Origin of the sequence: Paenibacillus sp. GYB003 (genome assembly GCF_036577625.1) — a bacterium.
Taxonomy (GTDB): domain Bacteria; phylum Bacillota; class Bacilli; order Paenibacillales; family NBRC-103111; genus Paenibacillus_AB.
The window spans coordinates 12,257-29,976 of record NZ_JARBDC010000065.1; the positions used below are offsets into that span (position 1 = coordinate 12,257).

General features: G+C 57.5%; 17 protein-coding genes. 12 read left to right on the plus strand and 5 right to left on the minus strand.

Going from position 1 to position 17,720, the window contains the following annotated elements; genetic code table 11:
* Window positions 1-106: 106 nt before the first annotated feature.
* The gene (locus PV407_RS20395; RefSeq protein WP_332091832.1) at window positions 107-1,441 is read left to right on the plus strand and encodes an extracellular solute-binding protein; all 1,335 of its coding nucleotides are present in this window, start codon (window positions 107-109) and stop codon (window positions 1,439-1,441) included.
* Window positions 1,442-1,466: 25 nt separating this feature from the next.
* On the opposite strand, the gene PV407_RS20400 is transcribed toward PV407_RS20395, so the two are convergent.
* On the minus strand, window positions 1,467-2,540 hold the full coding sequence (locus tag PV407_RS20400) for a coiled-coil domain-containing protein (protein ID WP_332091833.1): 1,074 nt from the start codon (window positions 2,538-2,540) through the stop codon (window positions 1,467-1,469).
* Window positions 2,541-2,681: 141 nt separating this feature from the next.
* Between PV407_RS20400 and PV407_RS20405 the strand changes: the two genes are divergently transcribed.
* Window positions 2,682-3,809, plus strand: coding sequence for a class I SAM-dependent methyltransferase (locus PV407_RS20405; protein ID WP_332091834.1), 1,128 nt, complete (start codon window positions 2,682-2,684; stop codon window positions 3,807-3,809).
* A 67-nt stretch (window positions 3,810-3,876) separates the two neighbouring features.
* Here PV407_RS20405 and PV407_RS20410 read toward each other — a convergent pair whose 3' ends face one another.
* On the minus strand, window positions 3,877-4,107 hold the full coding sequence (locus PV407_RS20410) for a DUF2626 domain-containing protein (RefSeq protein ID WP_332091893.1): 231 nt from the start codon (window positions 4,105-4,107) through the stop codon (window positions 3,877-3,879).
* Window positions 4,108-4,376: 269 nt separating this feature from the next.
* Between PV407_RS20410 and PV407_RS20415 the strand changes: the two genes are divergently transcribed.
* The 9 genes from PV407_RS20415 to PV407_RS20455 all read left to right on the plus strand — a co-directional run bounded on the left by PV407_RS20415 (window position 4,377) and on the right by PV407_RS20455 (window position 14,780).
* Entirely contained in the window at window positions 4,377-5,030 is a 654-nt protein-coding gene (locus PV407_RS20415) for an RsfA family transcriptional regulator (protein WP_332091835.1), read from the plus strand.
* A gap of 108 nt (window positions 5,031-5,138) precedes the next feature.
* On the plus strand, window positions 5,139-6,167 hold the full coding sequence (locus PV407_RS20420) for a ketopantoate reductase family protein (protein WP_332091836.1): 1,029 nt from the start codon (window positions 5,139-5,141) through the stop codon (window positions 6,165-6,167).
* 17 nt (window positions 6,168-6,184) lie between these two features.
* Window positions 6,185-6,580 (plus strand): DUF3397 domain-containing protein, encoded by a 396-nt coding sequence (locus PV407_RS20425; RefSeq protein ID WP_332091837.1) that lies wholly within the window; start codon window positions 6,185-6,187, stop codon window positions 6,578-6,580.
* Between the two features lie 24 nt (window positions 6,581-6,604).
* Window positions 6,605-6,859, plus strand: coding sequence for a late competence development ComFB family protein (locus PV407_RS20430; protein WP_332091838.1), 255 nt, complete (start codon window positions 6,605-6,607; stop codon window positions 6,857-6,859).
* A 201-nt stretch (window positions 6,860-7,060) separates the two neighbouring features.
* On the plus strand, window positions 7,061-8,692 hold the full coding sequence (bshC, locus tag PV407_RS20435; RefSeq protein WP_332091839.1) for a bacillithiol biosynthesis cysteine-adding enzyme BshC: 1,632 nt from the start codon (window positions 7,061-7,063) through the stop codon (window positions 8,690-8,692).
* Between the two features lie 24 nt (window positions 8,693-8,716).
* On the plus strand, window positions 8,717-9,985 hold the full coding sequence (locus PV407_RS20440) for an adenosylhomocysteinase (protein ID WP_332091840.1): 1,269 nt from the start codon (window positions 8,717-8,719) through the stop codon (window positions 9,983-9,985).
* Window positions 9,986-10,535: 550 nt separating this feature from the next.
* Complete coding sequence (locus PV407_RS20445) at window positions 10,536-11,864, plus strand: ABC transporter substrate-binding protein (RefSeq protein ID WP_332091841.1); 1,329 nt, start codon at window positions 10,536-10,538, stop codon at window positions 11,862-11,864.
* A 79-nt stretch (window positions 11,865-11,943) separates the two neighbouring features.
* Complete coding sequence (locus PV407_RS20450) at window positions 11,944-12,465, plus strand: hypothetical protein (protein ID WP_332091842.1); 522 nt, start codon at window positions 11,944-11,946, stop codon at window positions 12,463-12,465.
* Complete coding sequence (locus PV407_RS20455; protein WP_332091843.1) at window positions 12,462-14,780, plus strand: stalk domain-containing protein; 2,319 nt, start codon at window positions 12,462-12,464, stop codon at window positions 14,778-14,780. The genes PV407_RS20450 and PV407_RS20455 overlap by 4 nt, the downstream gene beginning before the upstream one ends.
* A gap of 59 nt (window positions 14,781-14,839) precedes the next feature.
* Here PV407_RS20455 and PV407_RS20460 read toward each other — a convergent pair whose 3' ends face one another.
* The 3 genes from PV407_RS20460 to PV407_RS20470 all read right to left on the minus strand — a co-directional run bounded on the left by PV407_RS20460 (window position 14,840) and on the right by PV407_RS20470 (window position 16,433).
* On the minus strand, window positions 14,840-15,658 hold the full coding sequence (locus PV407_RS20460) for an AraC family transcriptional regulator (RefSeq protein WP_332091844.1): 819 nt from the start codon (window positions 15,656-15,658) through the stop codon (window positions 14,840-14,842).
* Window positions 15,659-15,865: 207 nt separating this feature from the next.
* On the minus strand, window positions 15,866-16,195 hold the full coding sequence (locus PV407_RS20465; RefSeq protein ID WP_332091845.1) for a hypothetical protein: 330 nt from the start codon (window positions 16,193-16,195) through the stop codon (window positions 15,866-15,868).
* 19 nt (window positions 16,196-16,214) lie between these two features.
* Window positions 16,215-16,433 carry a hypothetical protein gene (locus PV407_RS20470; protein WP_332091846.1) on the minus strand — a complete coding sequence of 73 codons (219 nt, stop codon included), beginning with the start codon at window positions 16,431-16,433 and terminating at the stop codon, window positions 16,215-16,217.
* A gap of 211 nt (window positions 16,434-16,644) precedes the next feature.
* Between PV407_RS20470 and PV407_RS20475 the strand changes: the two genes are divergently transcribed.
* Window positions 16,645-17,718 carry a DUF4349 domain-containing protein gene (locus tag PV407_RS20475; protein WP_332091847.1) on the plus strand — a complete coding sequence of 358 codons (1,074 nt, stop codon included), beginning with the start codon at window positions 16,645-16,647 and terminating at the stop codon, window positions 17,716-17,718.
* Window positions 17,719-17,720: the final 2 nt, after the last annotated feature.

Here is a 17,720-nt window from a genome sequence, read left to right on the forward strand (position 1 = left end):
CAAAAAAAGGTTCCCGAAAGCGCTTTTTTGATATAGTATTAAGAAAAATAAGTCTTTCGCACTAGCAACCTTTTCGCGATTGTCGTTTTCCAAAGGAGGAGTAGCCTTGTACCGCTCGAAATATTTGCTGCTGCTCGCTGCCGCATGCATTACGGTCATCGTCGCCACCGCGCTGTTCGGCGGCGCGGGCAATCGCTCGCAGCCGATCGCGGGAGAGGGAATCGCGGAGGACGAGCCCGTTCCCGCGGCGGGCAAGAAGGCGATGCGGCTCAAAATGGCGGTATCCATGCCGTCGAAGCCGTTCGCGCTGCTGCAGCAGCTGAAGGAGCAGTACCAGACCGCGCATCCCGGGGTCGAGATCGTTCTCGAGAACATCCCGGACGAGACGGCGTATACGAAATTGAAAAAAGCGGCCCAGCTCGGGGAAGCTCCCGACGTGATGCTGCTCGACAATAGTTGGGTAAGCGAGTTCGCCGCCCTCGGCTATTTGCTGCCCGTCGACGGCATGCTGTCGAGCGGATTGCAGGCCGAACAGATGGAGAAAGCGATCGCCCAAGTGAAATGGAACGGTTACTTGTGGGGAGTCCCGAAAAATTTGGACGCGTACGTGATCGTTTACAACGCGAAACGGTTGGCCGAATGGGGCGGCAAGCCGCCGGCGGCCGCGGACGAGCTCCTCGCTTTACATAAGGCCGCGCACAAGCCGGACGAAGGGAAATACGGCATTTATTTCAACGCGCCCGACGCCCGTTCGTTCGTCGGTTTGGCCCGCATGCTGGGCGGCGCCAAAACGGCTTCGAAAACGTCGCCCGTCGAGCTGGCCGATCCGGCCGTCGTCAAATCGCTCGAAGCTTTTTTGTTCGCCCAGCCGGAAGGGGCGAAGGAGGAAGCGAAGCCGCTCGTGAAATCGTTTCCGGTGCAAGGCGCGGCGTGGAAGGCGTGGGACCAGCTGGCGGCGGGGAAGCTCGCCGGCTATATGACGAAGTTTTCCGACTGGAGGCAGAACGATTCGTCCGCTTTCGTCATGGACAAGCTGCCTTTGCCCAAAGGTGAGGAGCTGTGGAAAGGAGCCTGGCTGACCGGCACCAGCTATACGATATCCGCCAGGACGGAAAACGGCAAGGAAGCGTTCGAGCTCATTCGCGACCTCGTATCGACGCCGGCGGCGCTCCGATTTTGGAGCGTCGGCGACGGGCTGCCGGCGCAAACGGCCGCCTATGCCAGCGGGATCAAAAACGATCCGGCCTTTCTAAACGTCGCCGCCTACATCGATCAGGACGAGGCGCTTCCTTACGCCCCGCAGCGGGCGAAGCAGATGACGGCGCTGCAGGCGCAGCTCGACCAGCTATGGAAGGGCGAAGTTTCGTTCAAAACGTTCGTCGAGCGGACGACGGCCGAATGGAGCACGACCGTTCCGCCGTCGACGCCGGCTTCGAAATGAAGCGGGACATCGCCTCGCGGTCCCGCTATAAGCCGATCCGCAGCGTCACCGTCATCCGTCCCCGCTCGATGCTCACGTCGGTCGCCTGGAGGAACGGAGCCAGCTTGCTCGGATAAAAGGCGAGATCGAATTTTCGCTCGAGCGATTTCGCGGTGCTGTCCGGCATCGCGTACCCGTTGAACGACAGACGGTCGATGAAAAATTTGACGGCGTTGACCGGCTTGTTTTCGACGGCGTAGCGCCCCTTGACCGAGATATCGATCGCGCCGGATTTGCCGCCCGCCGTCACCGAGTCGTCTTCGAAGCGAAACGAAAACCCGGCGAGCTCCTTGCTTTTGTTCTGCAAAAACCGGTTCAGCTCGTCGTCCGCGACGGTCACTTTGGGCGATAGCCCTTTGACCGATACCGTGCCGCCGTTTTGCCCGAACAGTTCCGGCACATGCTGCATCGATTCCGACAGCGCCGAAAAGTATCGCTCGAATAGCGGCAGGCCGCGCTCCTCCCACTGCGTCCGGACGCCTTCCATCTCGTTCTCCAGCCTCAACCGTTCCGCGTTCGCCGCCAGCAGCCGGTCGACTTCGGCTTGCGCCTGCAGCCGCTTCGCTTTTTCGGCGGCGTACGCCGACTTCGCCGCCTCAAGCCAAAGCCGCTGATCCTCCATCTCCGTCTTCGCCTTTTTCAGCTCCTCGTACCGTTCCATATACCGGCCGATCGCGTCGCGATCGCTTTCCCAAATGAACTGCAGCTGATCCCATACGTACAAGGCGTCCTGAAACGTGCGGACGTTCAACGCGGCGGCCCATAGGGCGTTTCGTTCGCCGCTGTAGTAGGAACGGATCACGTCCCCGGTTTTCTTCTTCCGCTCCTCGACTTGCTTGGCGGCTTGTTCGACCTGCCGGCCGGTCTCCTCCAGGCGGACGTTCAGCTGCCGCCGTTCGTCTTCCAGCCGCCCGATTTCGCGGTCCAGCTCGTAGACGGCAAGCCCTTTTTCCATAAGCAGCCGCTTGTCGCCCGATTCCGGCTCGGCCGCGGCGGTCCGGGCGCCGGCATGAAACAGAAGCAAGCCGAGCGCGATCAGGCCCATCCATCGTTTCGGCATCGGTTTGTCCCCCCGTCCTATCCGTACTAAATGTATCGACGGGACGGACGAATTATGCGTGCGGAGTGGAAACGCCGCGGCCGTTTTGCTATAACTGTAAGTACGAGCGATTTTATCGAACGAACATGGAGGTGTCCGGCCGTGACCCGACAAGCCGATGCCGGCGTTTCGCCGGTCGCGGACGCGATCCGCGAGGCGATCGACCGCAGTCCGCAGCGCGCGATTTCGTTTCGCGACTATATGAATCTGTGCTTGTACCATGTCCCCTTCGGCTATTATAACCGTCCGGCGGCGAAAGTCGGGAAGGACGGCGATTTTTATACGAACGTTTCGGTCGGAACGATTATGGGGGAAGTGCTCGGCGGTTACATGTCGCGGCTGGCGGAGCGGTACGACCCGGACCGCCCGATCGCCGTCGTCGAATGGGGAGGCGGGACCGGCCGGCTGGCGGGAATCGTCCTGGACACGATCGCGGCCCGATCGCCCGACCTGTACGAGCGGCTCGATTACGTCATGATCGAGATCAGTCCGTATCATCGCCGGCTGCAGCGGGAGGAGCTGCGGCGGCATCGCATGGTGCGGCACGCGGAGGCCGACGACTGGTTGAACGAAGCCGGGGAAGGAGCGGTCATCGTTTTTTCGAACGAGCTGCTCGACGCGTTTCCCGTTCATATCGTCGAACGCCGGAACGGCGAACTGCTCGAATGGCACGTCGGCCGGGACGAACGAACGGACCGGTTCGTTCCGGTCCGGCTCCCGCTCGAGCCGGGAAGCCCGGCCGCCGTTTACATCGAGCGGGAAGCGATCGTCCCGCGCGAGGGCCAGCTCGTCGAAGCGAACCCGGGCGCCTTGGAGTGGATCGGGCGGATCGGGAAGCGCCTTTCCGAAGGCGCCGTCATAACGATCGACTACGGCGATACGGCGGACGAGCTGTACGCCGCGCATCGCATGCGCGGAACGCTGCTTTGCTACCGGAACCATACGGCCCACGACGATCCGTTCGCTTATCCCGGCGAGCAGGATATGACGTCGCACGTCAATTTTACGGCATTGGAACGGGCGGGACGGGAGGCGGGCCTGACCGGCGGGACGCTCCGGACGCAAAGGCAGTTTTTGCTGGAGGAGGGCGTCCTGGACATGCTGACGGCGCACGACGGCCGCGACCCGTTCGGCCCGGAGGCGAGACGGAACCGCGCGGTGCGCCAACTGCTGCTCGGCGACAGCGGGGCCGAGCTGTTCAAAGTGCTCGTGCAAACGAAAAAAAGGTGATCCGACCGGTTATGTACAGACATGCTCCGGTAGGTCACCTTTTTGCGTATTGTGCGGACGGGCCGTATTAAACCTCCATCTGGAAAAACGACCAATACGTAAATCCGAGGAAGGAGAGGATCATATATCCCCAGAAAAGCATAATGTACGTACGTTCGGACAAATTCATATACCCTAAGACGACGAAAGCGGCGGTTTGGAAAAAGAACAGCAGCGCCATCTCCTTCATGTCGCCGGCCAGCGCCATCAGACCGATCGCGAGCGTCCAAAATCCGAGCACTCTGAACATGCGAGCCACCATTACTCCCCCTCTCTGTTGAAGCGGTCATGTACACAAAATCCTATTGTCCATTATAACCGTTCCCTTTTCAAAATGTAAACGATCATTCGTGACGAAAATGCAAACTTTTTCGGTCGCCCATCCCTAGCTTATCCGCCCGTCCCGAAAACATGTATGAGCGGTCAAAAAAATGGTAATACCAAGTAGTATCAAATAGATTCTATGAAATCTAGTTTGGGCATAGAGATAAGTAGTGGCGATATCAGTTTGTTGGGAGGTTTTGGTACATGACTGCGGTTAGACAAGATGCATGGAGCGAGGAAGACGATCTCATTCTGGCCGAGGTGACGCTTCGCCATATTCGCGAAGGCGGAACCCAGCTTGCCGCTTTCGAAGAAGTAGGCGAAAAGATAGGAAGAACCGCTGCGGCTTGCGGCTTCCGCTGGAACAGCTGCGTACGCAAAAAATACGACGCCGCGATTTCGATCGCGAAAATGCAACGGCAAAAAAGAAGCCAGTACCGGAAAAGCGCGGTCAGCGGATCGTCGGTTTCGTCGATCGCACTTATGGAATCCGGGGAAGCGGGCGCGGCCGGCAAGCATGACGGCGTGAGCGAGGAAACGATATCGATCGACGCGGTCATCCGCTTTTTGCGCCAATGGAAAGGAACCTATCAGGAAATGACCCGGCAGATCAAGGCGCTCGAAAAAGAGCTGAAGGAAAAAGACGAGGAGCTCGAGGAGTTGCGCCGGGAGAAGGAAATGCTCGATAAGCAAATCAACAACGTGCAGACCGATTACCGCGTCGTGAACGACGATTACAAGGCGCTCATTCAAATTATGGATCGGGCCCGGAAGCTCGCGTTTCTCGCCGAGGAGGAAGACGAGCAGAAGGCGCGGTTCAAAATGGACGCAAACGGAAACCTGGAGCGGATCGACTGATTTTCGAGTCGCTGCGAAGGAAATAAAGGAAGGCTCGCCGAACTATGTGGGACGGCGGGCTTTTTTTGCGCGTCGGGTTTGTATTCGAAAGCGGGAGACGTGGGGCGAATGGGCAAAATGAATATCGCGTGCATCGGGGCGGGCTCGATCGGCATGCTCGTGACGGCGAAGCTGGCGGCCGCCGGAGCGGACGTCCTGCTGATCGCCCATACCGACGAACAGGCGTCGCTGCTCGCCGGCGCCGGCTTGACGCTGGTCGAGCGCGATGCCGAGAAGACGATGCAAGTTCGCGCGATCTCGTTCGAGCGGCTGAAAGCGCCCGGGGAGCGGGCCGGGGCCGGTATAGAAAAAAACGGTCCCTTCGACTGGGTGCTGCTTACCGTCAAGCAAAAGCATATCGCCGATTCGCTGCTCGAACCCGCAAGCAGGCTGCTCGGCGATAGCGGACGGCTGCTGTGCTTTCAGAACGGCGTCGGACATGTGGAGGCGATCGAGCGGCATGTGCCGCGGGAGCGCCTATATTTGGCGGTGACGACGGAAGGGGCGAAAAAGCTGGCGCCGAACCGGGTCGCCCATACCGGATCGGGCATCACGTGGATCGGACCGGCGCAATCGGGAGATCGCGGGCAAATGTCGCCCCCGGCCGAACAAAAAGCGCAAAATTTGCTGCAAAATGCGCTTTGCGAGGCAGGATTCCGGGCTTCGCTGTCGAACCAAATGGAGGAGATCGTATGGAACAAGCTGCTGATCAATTCGGTCGTCAATCCGCTGACCGCTCTGCTTCGCGTCCGCAACGGCGAGCTGCCCGTCGGCGAACACCGGATCGGGCTTATGCGCACGCTGCTGGACGAAGGGATCGCCGTGGCGACCGGCGCCGGAATTCCGACCCGGGACGATTTGTGGGAGCAGCTTATCGACGTATGCGCGAAGACGGCCGATAACGCGTCGTCCATGCTGCAGGATTTGTCGGACGGCCGTTCGACCGAAATCGACTGGATTACCGGAGCGATCGTTCGTACCGGGCGGCGGCTGCGCATTCCGGCGCCCATGCACGAGACGATCTATCGGTTGGTGAAAGCGGCCGAACCGGCCGCCGGTCGGGACGGCCGGCAAGAACGAACATATAGAGGAAGCTGAAAACCGGGTGGTGCAGGTTGAACGGAATCGTAAACGTGTTGATCCATATTTATGCGTTTTCCGCGTCGGTGCCGTTTTTATGGTTTTTCGTGCTGTGGATCGGAACGTATATTTGGCGCAGGGACGGCAAAAAGGCGACGAAGCTGGCGATGGACGTCACGACGCTGTTGTTGATCGGTTCGGTTTCGTTTTTGTTTCACGATTTGCTCGGCTCGAGCTTCGGCTTTTTCCTCATCCTGCTCTTTTTCCTGATCGGCTACGGGCTGCTCGGCAATTTCCAATACCGGGTCAGAGGGAAAATCGACAACCGGCGCATATTCCGCCTTCTTTGGCGGTTCGGCTTTTTGACGCTGAGCGTCGTGTACTTGCTGTTTCTCGTCGTCGGGCTCGGCAAGTCGATTCTATCGGTGTGACTCTACATAAGGGCGGGTTATCGCATGAACGTGCACAATATGATGGAAGACATCGTCCGCAACTGTTTGAACGAGCTGATGGCGAACCGGGAGCCGCTCGGCGGCCTGGACGTGAAGCAGCAAAGCGACATTATGGCGCTCGCGTTGAACAAGCTGCCTCCGAAATACGTGTCGACGTCGAAGGGCGAAATGTTCGCCAAGACGCAGCTTCGCGCCCAGGTCGAAACCGACGTGTACCGCGAATTGACATACGCGATCGACAAAGTGTTGGCCGATTAAGCAGGGGGCGCCGATATCCGTTACGATGGGCCGTCGACCTTCGCGTTTGCGGAGAAGACGGCTTTTCTATGACCGTTTCCGCGGCAAGAACCGCTTCTTTGACGAAAATTGTCCTTGCGTGTACAATCGTATTGTGCAAAAAACGATGCCGCGACTTGCAGCCGGCAAATCCGATACATATTGCACAGAAGGGGATGCCGTATGAGAGTGGAACGATTCCGCCTGGAGCCATCCCAGCCGATAACGCGGGATTATATATACGAATATGCCTCCGTGGCTTCCCTGTACGAGCATAATCCTTGGAACGAAGCGAGCGAACGCGAGCGCGCCGCTTGGCTGGGCGACGAATCGAGACCCCGGGCGGATCGCGACGGGCTCGTGAAGGCGCTGCTCGCCTACAACGAATCGATCGGCAACGGGGAAGCGGCGATTCGGCATATCGAGGCGCTTCGCGACCGGGATACGCTGGTGGCGATCGGCGGCCAGCAGGCGGTGCTGTTTTCCGGACCGCTGCTCGTCGTATACAAGGCGATCACGGTCATTGCCGAAGCGAAGCAGGCGTCGGAGCGGCTCGGCCGCCAAGTCGTTCCGGTATTTTGGATCGCCGGGGAAGACCACGATTTGGACGAGGCGAACCATACGTACGTGCTGACCGATGCGCTCGCCGCGCAAAAGATCAAGCTGAACGCCGCCCAGAACAAAAAATCGTCGGTCAGCAAATGGACCATTTCGCCGGAGGCGTGGGAGGATGCGCTCGGCCAGCTCGAGCAGTCGCTCATGAATACGGAGTTTAAGCCGGAGCTGATGCAGCGGCTTCGCTCGCTGACGGACGCATCGTCCACCTTGACCGGCCAGTTCGCGCGGATCATGGCATGGCTGTTCGGCGAATTCGGGCTCATCCTGGTCGATTCCGACGATCCGGAGCTGCGCAAGCTGGAAAGCGGCTTGTTCGCGTCGATCGTGCGGAAGCAGGGCGAGTTCAGCGAAACGCTGCTTCGTTCGAAGGACGAGCTGGAGCGTCTCGGGTATAAGGCACAGGTCGAGCTTCAGCCGGGCCAGGCGCATTTGTTCGTTTATCACGAAGGGGAACGGTTGCTGCTGTCGAGGCAGGGCGAGCTGTTCGCGGATCGCAAAGGGACGGTTTCGTTCACGGAGCGGGAGCTTGTCGAGCTGGCCGAACGTTCGCCGGAGAGGCTGAGCAACAACGTCATGTCGCGCCCGCTCATGCAGGATTATTTGTTTCCGGTGCTGTCGGTTGTGCTCGGACCGTCGGAGATCGCGTATTGGGGCTTGCTGCGCCGCGCTTTTTCGCTGTTCGGGCTGCAAATGCCGGTCGTCGTGCCGAGGTACGAATTTACGCTGCTGGAAGGAACGATTCAGAAGCAGATGGGCAAATTCGGGCTCGAGTTCGACGACGTCGTCCATCGCTTGGACGAGAAGCAGGCCGCCTGGCTCGAAGCGCAAGGCTCGCTGCAGGTCGAGGAGCTGTTCGCGGAGACGAAGGCGAAATTCGCCGCGCTGTACGAACCGGTCGTCGCTTCGGTATCGGGCATCAATCCGGGGCTGCGCAAGCTCGGGGAGACGAATATGCAAAAAATCGTCGAGCAGATCGAGTTTTTGGAGGCGAAGGCTTCAGAAGGGTTCCGTTCCCAGCATGAATCCGCCTTGCGGCATTGGGAACGCATCCGGATGTCGGTCATGCCGAACGGCAAGCCGCAGGAACGCGTTTACAACGTGTTTCAATATTGGGTCAAATACGGCGGGGGCTGGCTTCGCGAATTGGCGGAAACGCCTTTGTCCCGCGACGGCAGTCACCGAATAGTATATTTCTAAACAGGTCGAGGAGGAAATACGAACATGAGCTTGAGCGCAAAGGAACGCAGTATAATCGCCGATCCGTCGCTGGCGAAGGACGGCCATTTGAAAATCGATTGGGTGCGGGCTCATATGCCGGTATTGAACCGGATCCGCGACCGTTTCGAGAAGGAACAGCCGTTCAAAGGGCTGAAAGTCGCCATCTCGCTCCATTTGGAAGCGAAAACGGCTTATTTGGCCAAAGTCGTGCAAGCCGGCGGAGCCGACGTCACGATTACCGGCAGCAACCCGCTGTCGACGCAGGACGACGTATGCGCCGCGCTCGTGGAGGACGGCATTACCGTTTTCGCCAAGTACAATCCGTCTCCGGAGGAGTATAAGCAGCTGCTCATCCATACGCTGGAAACGAAGCCGGATCTCATTATCGACGACGGCGGCGATCTCGTCACGATATTGCATTCCGAGCGTCAAGACTTGCTCGCCGGCGTGCGCGGCGGCGCGGAAGAAACGACTACGGGCATTCTGCGTCTGAAGGCGCTGGAGAAGGAAGGCCAGCTGAAATTCCCGATGGTCGCCGTCAACGACGCGTTCTGCAAATATTTGTTCGACAACCGGTACGGCACCGGCCAATCGGTATGGGACGGCATCAACCGGACGACGAATCTCGTGGTTGCGGGCAAAACCGTCGTCGTCGTCGGCTACGGCTGGTGCGGCAAAGGCGTCGCGATGCGCGCGAAAGGGCTCGGCGCGAACGTCATCGTGACGGAGATCGACGCGATCAAGGCGGTCGAAGCGTATATGGACGGCTTTGCGGTCATGCCGATGGTCGAAGCGGCCAAAGTCGGCGACTACTTCGTGACGGTTACGGGCAACCGCGACGTCATTCGCGGCGAGCATTACGAAGTGATGAAGGACGGCGCGATTTTGTCCAACGCCGGTCACTTCGACGTCGAAGTGAATAAGCCGGAGCTCGAGGCGCTGTCCAAATCGAAACGGACCGTTCGCCGCAACATCGAGGAATACGAGCTGAAGGACGGCCGCAAAGTGTACGTGCTCGCCGAAGGGCGCCTCGTCAATTTGGCGGCGGGCGACGGCCACCCGGCGGAAATTATGGACATGACGTTCGCCCTTCAGGCGATGTCGCTCAAGTATGTGAACGACCAGTACAAGGCGATCGGCAACAAGGTCGTCAACGTGCCGTACGAGCTCGACGAGGAAGTCGCCCGCTTCAAGCTGGAGTCGCTCGGCATCGGCATCGACTCGCTCAGCGACGAGCAGAAAGCGTATTTGGACAGCTGGGTCGAGCATTGATCGGCCGGGCGCCATCGCCCGCAAACCATAGGCAAGCAGAAAGAAAGCCCCTTCGTCGAAGGGGCTTTTGTTTGCGTTTTGCTAGGTTTAAAAATCGCCAATCGGTAAAGCGAATAGTGTCATGCCGAACCTATTCCGGCGTTCTAGATTAACCGGAATTTCTCCATCTATTTCGTTTATAAATCGGTGTCGGTTCGCATCAACGGGAAAAGCTACCGATAAATTGGCAATGCACTGGCAAAAAGCGCAGCTCAGGCGAATATATCGGGAGGATTTCCTTCTAAAAAAAGCCAGCAAGGGCAGATCGGTAACACTAACAGGAGGTTTTACCGGTAACCTTTGCATCAAGCAGCGACGGGGGGATCGGAATCGATGGCGAACGTTTTTCGTTTCTATACACGAAGTACGCGAACGTTCTCAACCTTCGGTTTGTGGGCATAGCAAAAAAACATAAATTTTTGCAATAAAGTTACGTAGAGTCGAGCCCGGTTTATCTGTTATAGTGTAAATGCACGGGGCGCTTTAAGTTAATGGAAGGGGAGAGAGCCTGATGAGAAGGAGTTACGCGATAACCGGTTTGTCCACGCTCGCCGCGTTCGTTGTGGCGACCGGATGCGGGGGAACCGGCCCGGGAGCCGCCGGCGACAATAGCCAATCCGCGGACGCAGCCAAAAAGCCGGCCGTCAATACGAGCCCGGCGACGCTGAAGCTGTATTTGTCCAACAGCTCGTTGAGCGACCAGGATGTTACGATGCTGATCGAGGAACCGGTGAAAAAGCTGTATCCGCATATCAGCATTGAAACGATCAAAAACGGAAAAGGAACGACGATCGAAGAGCTGCTCGCTTCGGGCCAAACGCCGGATATTTTTTACACGAACATCGCCGATATCGGCAAATACAAAAGGTACGGCCTGCTGGGCGACATGACCCCGCTACTGAAAACGTACGGGGTGGACTTAAGCCGATTCGATCCGCAGATGCTGGCCGGCGCCTCGTCGGAGCAGGGAGAAGTATACGGGCTGCCTTTCTTCGCGCACTTCAACGCCAATTACTACAACAAAACGATTTTCGACAAGTTCGGCGTTCCTTATCCGCAGGACGGCATGACATGGGAGGACGTCATCGAATTGGCCAAGAAAGTGTCTCGCGTGGAAAGCGGCGTCACGTACAAGGGGCTCGATCCCGATACGATCGCCCGACTGGCGATGCCCTTGTCGATTACGCTCGTCGACGCCAAGACGAACCGGGCGTCGATCAATTCGGACGGATGGCGGACCGTCTTTGCGCTGGCCAAAGAAATATGGACGATTCCGAACAACATGCCGGAAAAGCTGAATACGTTTCAGGCGCGGAACTGGTTTATGAAAGAGCAAAATATAGCGATGCTGCCCTACAACAATTTGCTCAATATCGGTCTGGAGGAAGCGACGAAAAACGGATTGAACTGGGATCTGGTCCAATATCCCAGCTACAAGGAAAAGCCGAATCTGTATGCGTTCGTCGACGCGCAACTATTTACGATTTCCCAAACGAGCAAATACAAGGAACAGGCGGCGCAATTGCTCAGCGTCGTGACCTCGGACGAGGTGCAGCTGCTGAGCGCGCGAAAGACGGCCCGATTGTCCTCCTTGAAAAATCCCGCGATGAAGGAAGCGTTGGGAGCGGACATGCCGTTTTTGCAAGGAAAAAATTTGAAGTCCATTTTCAAAAGCACCGCGCCGCCCGCTCCCGCCTTCTCGCCATATGATTCTTCGGATGTACGAAATATATCGTTCAAAAGCTTCGAAGACTATATGAAGGGCAAAGACCTGAACACCGCTTTAAGAGAAGCGGAGGAAAAGATCAACCAATGGATCGAAACGAACAAAATGAAATAAACGAAGCATAAGGCTGGAGGCTCCAAGCGAATTCGCCTTTATGAAAGCGTTTCCATTGCGTTGGAAAGGAGCTTTGCGAATGAACCGGGCATGGAAAAGGCAGTATGCACGCCAGGCAAGCTTATTCCTGATCGTTTGCCTGCTGCTGCAAACGTTCGGAATCGTCTCCGCGGCGGCGGAGGAAGGCGGTGCGGGATCGTCCCTGCCAAGCGTCAGCATCACCTTCGACGACTATTCGGATATTTCCGAGGCAAACCTGGCCCTCGGCGGCGGATCGTCCGTTCTCAGTCTGGATTCCGCCGTTTACCGCGGCGATTCCGGGAAGAGCGTCAAAATCAGCGGAAGGACGCAACCGTATAACCGGGTAAAAAAACCGCACGCTTTCGACGGACTCGATTTGCAGGCGGGCAAGCATTACAATATTTCCGTTTGGGCCAAGGTCGCTTTGGACAGCAGCGTGTCGAACGGATACTTTTTCCTGTCCGTCGTTACGTATCCGGGTTCCGCGGCCCGTCGGACCCGCCATATTATGCCGATCCGGCCAATTACAAATGTTTGGTCGGTCAGGACGGGTGGACGAAGATTACGCTTCCGTACTTGACGACCGGCAGCGCGGTATACGGGATTGCCGTCGAGCAGATCGCTTCCGGAAGCTGGACCGAGACGGTGCCGGCAATCCATATCGACGATGTGGAGATTGCGGAAGTGCCGCCGCCCGCTTCGAAGCTCATTACGTTCGATCATGCCTCAAGCTGGCAGCAGGCGAATATCGGAGTCGGAGGCGGACAGCCTACCTGGGGGTTGTCTCTCGACAATACGGTCGTGCGCGGCGTCTATGGCGGCAAAAGCCTTCATGTCGCCGAACGGACCCGGCACTACAACCGAATCAAATTCAACGATGCGTTTACGGGGCTTGATGTTACCCCGGGAACCCAGTATGACGTGTCCGTATATGCGAAAGTAGGCGCGGCCAGTCCCGTGAACGCCGGATACTTTTATATTTCCGTCATCGACATCGACGGCACCCTGACCGGAAGCATGTCCTACTACAACGACAGAACGAACCATCGGACCTTGGTCACCGACCAGGACTGGGTCAAAATAACGCTGCCCTATACGGTCGGGGTCGATCCCCTGTACGGAATTGCCGTCGAGCAAATATCGCTTCCCGGATACGCCGGAGTTGTCGGCGATGTGTACTTCGACGATGTAGAGCTCGTTAAAACCGGGGTAACGACGGAAATTCCGCCATCGCGAATCCCGCCCGAAGAGATGCGGATCGTCGTGGACGGCAAGCCGGTCGTCTACCTGAACGCCAAGCCCGAAGTCAAAGACGAAATCCCGTTCCTGCAATTGCCGAAAACGTTCGCTGCGTTGAGAGCGGATGTGACGTGGGATGAGCTGACGCAAACGGCGACCGCCGTGAAAAATGGGAGAACGAGCACGATTGCCGCCGGCGATCCGACTGCCCATGTGAACGGGACGACCGTCGGTCTGGCCGCTCCGCCTTACGTGAAGGACGGCGTGCTGATGGTTCCGGCGTCGTATGTCGCGGATGCGCTGGAAGCGACAGTGCATTGGGATGCGGAGCAAAAAATCGTTTCGATCGAATCCAGGAAAGTAAATGTGATCGATGTCGATACGAGCGAGGTTCGGCAGGAAATTTGGGGATTCGGCGCAACCGCCAACGGCCCGGTTCACGATTTGATGAATGCCGACGCTTCGACCCGGGAATTCATTCTCGATCAACTGTTCGGCATGGAGGATGACCAGGCCGGTCTTTCGATCGTCAGACTGGAGGTCAACCCGTTCACGAAGGACGACCCCGACCCGGGAAATGCGCTGCAGGCCACGATACTGCCGTCGCCGGGGGTATGGGACTTCGATACGGATCATCATCAAAGGTGGTTCGCCGATGAGGCCGTCGGCCGAAATCCGGACATGCGGTTCGCCGCATCGGTCTGGAGCCCGCCCGCCTGGATGAAGGACAACGGGTCGGCCGTTCGCGGGGGACGCTTGAAGCCGGAGCATGTTAACGATTTTGCCGAATATTTGCGGACCTGGGCAAAAAAATATAAGGAGGACTACGGATACGATTTGCGCTGGCTAAGCATGCAAAACGAGCCCGAAGCATTGGTCGATTACGCCTCGGCTATTTATACGGGGCAGGAGCTCGCCGGCGTGGTGTCTGCCGTGTACGACGCTTTCCACGCGGATGGAATCGATGTGGGGCTGGGCGCTCCCGAAGGCGGGCATTTGGGCTCGACGTGGAAATTATTGAATCAGATGGGCCCGGCGGCAGTGCAAAAGCTGGATTATATCGGTACCCACTTCTATACGTGGAATACGTATGACGCGTATAATTATGACTTGCGCTCGTTCGACAAACCGTTGTTCATGATGGAATACAGCATGCCGAGTCCGAACGATTCCACGATGAACGGGGGGCTTGAGGTCGCCGATCAGATCAATGCCGCCTTGGAGCAAGGCTATAGCTCCTACCTGTATTGGCTGTTTGTGACGAAGCCTGCGGCGCCGACTTCCGCCGCTATGCGGGAAGGACTGGTCAACCTGATGCTGGACCGTACGTATGCGATCAACAAGAGGCTGCATACGATGGGACAGTTCAGCCGGTTCATCCGTCCGGGCGATTACAACGTGAAGGCGGAAAGCGGCGATAATCGGGTCACCGTGACGGCGGCCAAAAACATGACGACCGGCAAGGCGACGCTCGTTGCGGCCAACAGCTCCACGGAGCCGATAACGGTGACAATCAACGGGATGAGCGGTTCGGACGTCTCGATATACCGGACGAGCGACACCGAAAAGATCGCCTCGATCGGAAGCTATGCGACGGGCGGCGGCAGCTTTACGTACACGCTTGCGCCGAAAAGCGTAACCACTTTCGCCGAGTAGCGACGCGGGCGATATGCGATTCGAGAAGCAAGAGACTGCCCGATGCGGGGCAGTCTCTTTTAAGTCTCCTGCCGGACATAACGCTTGCGAAACTCCATAGGCGTTACCCCGCTTTTTTCTTTGAACACTTTGTCAAAATAGTTAATATTGCAAAACCCGCAAAGCTCGGCGATCTCCGAAATCGATCGTTCCTCGTCGAGCAGCAGCCGTTTGGCATGGTCGATCCGCAATTGCACCAAATATTGAACGGGCGGCATGCCGAATACTTTTTTGAACAGGCTGGAAAAGTAGTAAAGGCTCATATTCACTTTTTTGCAAACCGATTCCATATACACTTTCTCGGCAAGATGCTCCTCCATGTAGTCGATAGCCGGCTTCAGCCGCATATACTGGTTGGCATACCGGTAAGGCGGGCTGCTGTCCAACTCCTGCCGGTATAACCGCAGCATCGGGACGACGATCCGATACAGGCACGAAAGAATGGCGTATTCGTACCCGATTTGCGCTTTCGTGAACTCCTCATAAGCTTTATCCATCTCGGCGTTCAGATCCGTCCATAGCGGATGGGTGCCCGGATAGCGGTTGGCAACCTTATTCGATCGGAGAAACAGGGACAGCAAATGCCGCATTTCCAAGTGTTCCAAGGCGTACATCAGCGCTTTGTCGAACACCATCCCTTGAATGACGCCGTTTTGTCCGGGAACGCAAGTGACGGAATGAATCTGGCAGCTGTTAATAAAATATATTTCGCCCGTTTGGGCGGTAAAGCTGTGTTGATCGATTTGGATTTGCACCGGACCTTGTAAGACTATGATCAGCTCGAAATGCTCGTGCCAATGGGATGCGACGAGGACGGAGCGGTCGCGCTGGATGCTCATTTTGAATGGAAAGCGCTTTCCTTCGAACGATTCGATTTTTTTGTTGGCCGCAGAAAGAATGGGGTGTCCTCCTCCCGTAGACGAACTCCGAGTAGACGCTTTTATTATATCACGCCGCAGCCCGATGTTAAAAAACTCCGAAACCGCTTGTGCAACGGAATCGAAGTTTTGCGCCCACAACTATGACCGCTCCATTGTTCGAGCGGTTTAATTCACCGGCTTGTCCTGATCCCCGATCGGCCTCATGCTCGCGATCGCGTGCCGCGTCTCTTCGGTGCCGAGCTCGTACAGCCTCCGGTATATATCGGTCAGCGTATGGTCGTATATATCCTGCTCGTCATCCTGGTGGTACGGCACGCCGGGAAGGATGCCGCGCGCCGCTGTCGCGTTGTCCGCGTCGCTGAGCATTTCGAACTGCTCCGCCAATTGCTCGACTTCTTGCTCGGTGGCGACGATTTCGAATTCGTAAGCGGCGTCTTCCTTGTTTTCGAGCACCGATCCGGCTTGTACGGATACATAATACGTTTTTTTCTCCATGCTGGAACGCCTCCTCCGGTCAAGAATAAAACATCAAAATGATGGCGCCGATCACGATCACGACGGGAAACAGAACATAGGCGATTACGATCGGATTGGCCAAAAACGGATGCTTGGCCGTCGTTTCGTTCGTGCCTCCGTCGTACGTCCGCTTCTGCTGCCTTCGGTTCAACACGAACGAAAGCACCAGGCCGATGGCGGTAATGAGCACGATCAGCCAGACGAGATTCGTTACCATGCGAAAGCCTCCTTTTGGTCGTCATGGTTTTCACTCTTTGTTATCCCATTCCGAGGCCGCGTTTATGCATTTTCCGCCGTCAGGCGGCGCTTGGAAGTCAGTCGGAGGGTGGAAATCTTTTTACGCGAATCCAATTCTTTGCAACCATTCGTTCGTCCGTTCCGTTTAGAAGTTGTCAGCGTTTTCTTTACTGATAAACGGGGGGATTCAAATGGCAAAAGGCACGAATAGGAAACGAACGGCGGCCGCGGCGGCAAGCTTGCTCATCGTCTTGGCGCTGGCAGGGTGCGGAGGCTCGAACGATAAAGCGTCCGTCGGCGAAAGCTTGCCGGCGCCGCAGGCGGGCACCGCAGCGGACGCCGCCAGGAGCGGGGAGCTGGCGAACGCCTCGAGCCAGACGCGAGAATCGGGTTCGGCCACGCCGAGCGACAAGGTCGCCTCCGGAGCCGGCGCGGGAGCGGCGGCGCAAATGGCGCCGGTATCGGCAACGGCGACGGCGGGAACGAGCGTGCAGCGGCAAATCATGTATAAGGCGAACGTGACGATGGAAGTCGCCGATTTCGGGAGCGCGAATACGGAAATCAACAACCGGATTCATTTGGCGGGGGGCTATTTGCTGCAATTTTCGGAAAACCGGACCGACTACGAGCAGAGCGGCACGCTCGTCGTGAAAGTGCCGGCAAACGGCTTTTCCGCCTTTCTCGCCGATCTCGAAGGGATGAAGCCGAAATCGATACAGCGCAGCGTGCAGGGCCAGGACGTCTCGGAGGAGTTCGTCGACCTGGAGGCGCGGCTGAAATCGAAGCAGACGGAGGAAGCGAGATTGCTCGACTTTATGGCCAAAGCGACGAAAAGCGACGAGCTCGTCGCGTTTTCCTCGCAAATCGGCAGCGTGCAGACTCAGATCGAGCAAATTAAAGGACGGATGCGCTATTTGGAGCAAAACGTCGCCTACTCGACCGTGGAAATCCGGCTGTACCAAAAAATCGAGAAGGCGAAGGTCGACGCGGAAAAGCCGGACGCCGCCTTCGGCGCGAAGCTGGCCAAAGCGCTTAACGGGAGCGCCGGCGTCGTGTTCGGCTTTTTCCAGGGGCTGCTCATCGTCTTGGCCGGGGCGCTTCCCGTATTGGCCGTCTTGGCGGTGATCGGGATTCCGCTCTATTTCGTCTACAAAGCCCGCAGAAGGCGGATGAAGGAGATGGAGGAGCGGGCGAAACAACTGAGGCGGCAAAACGCCGCCGCGGCGGAAACGGCGGCCGAACCGCTGCCGCCCGGCGCGGAATGAAT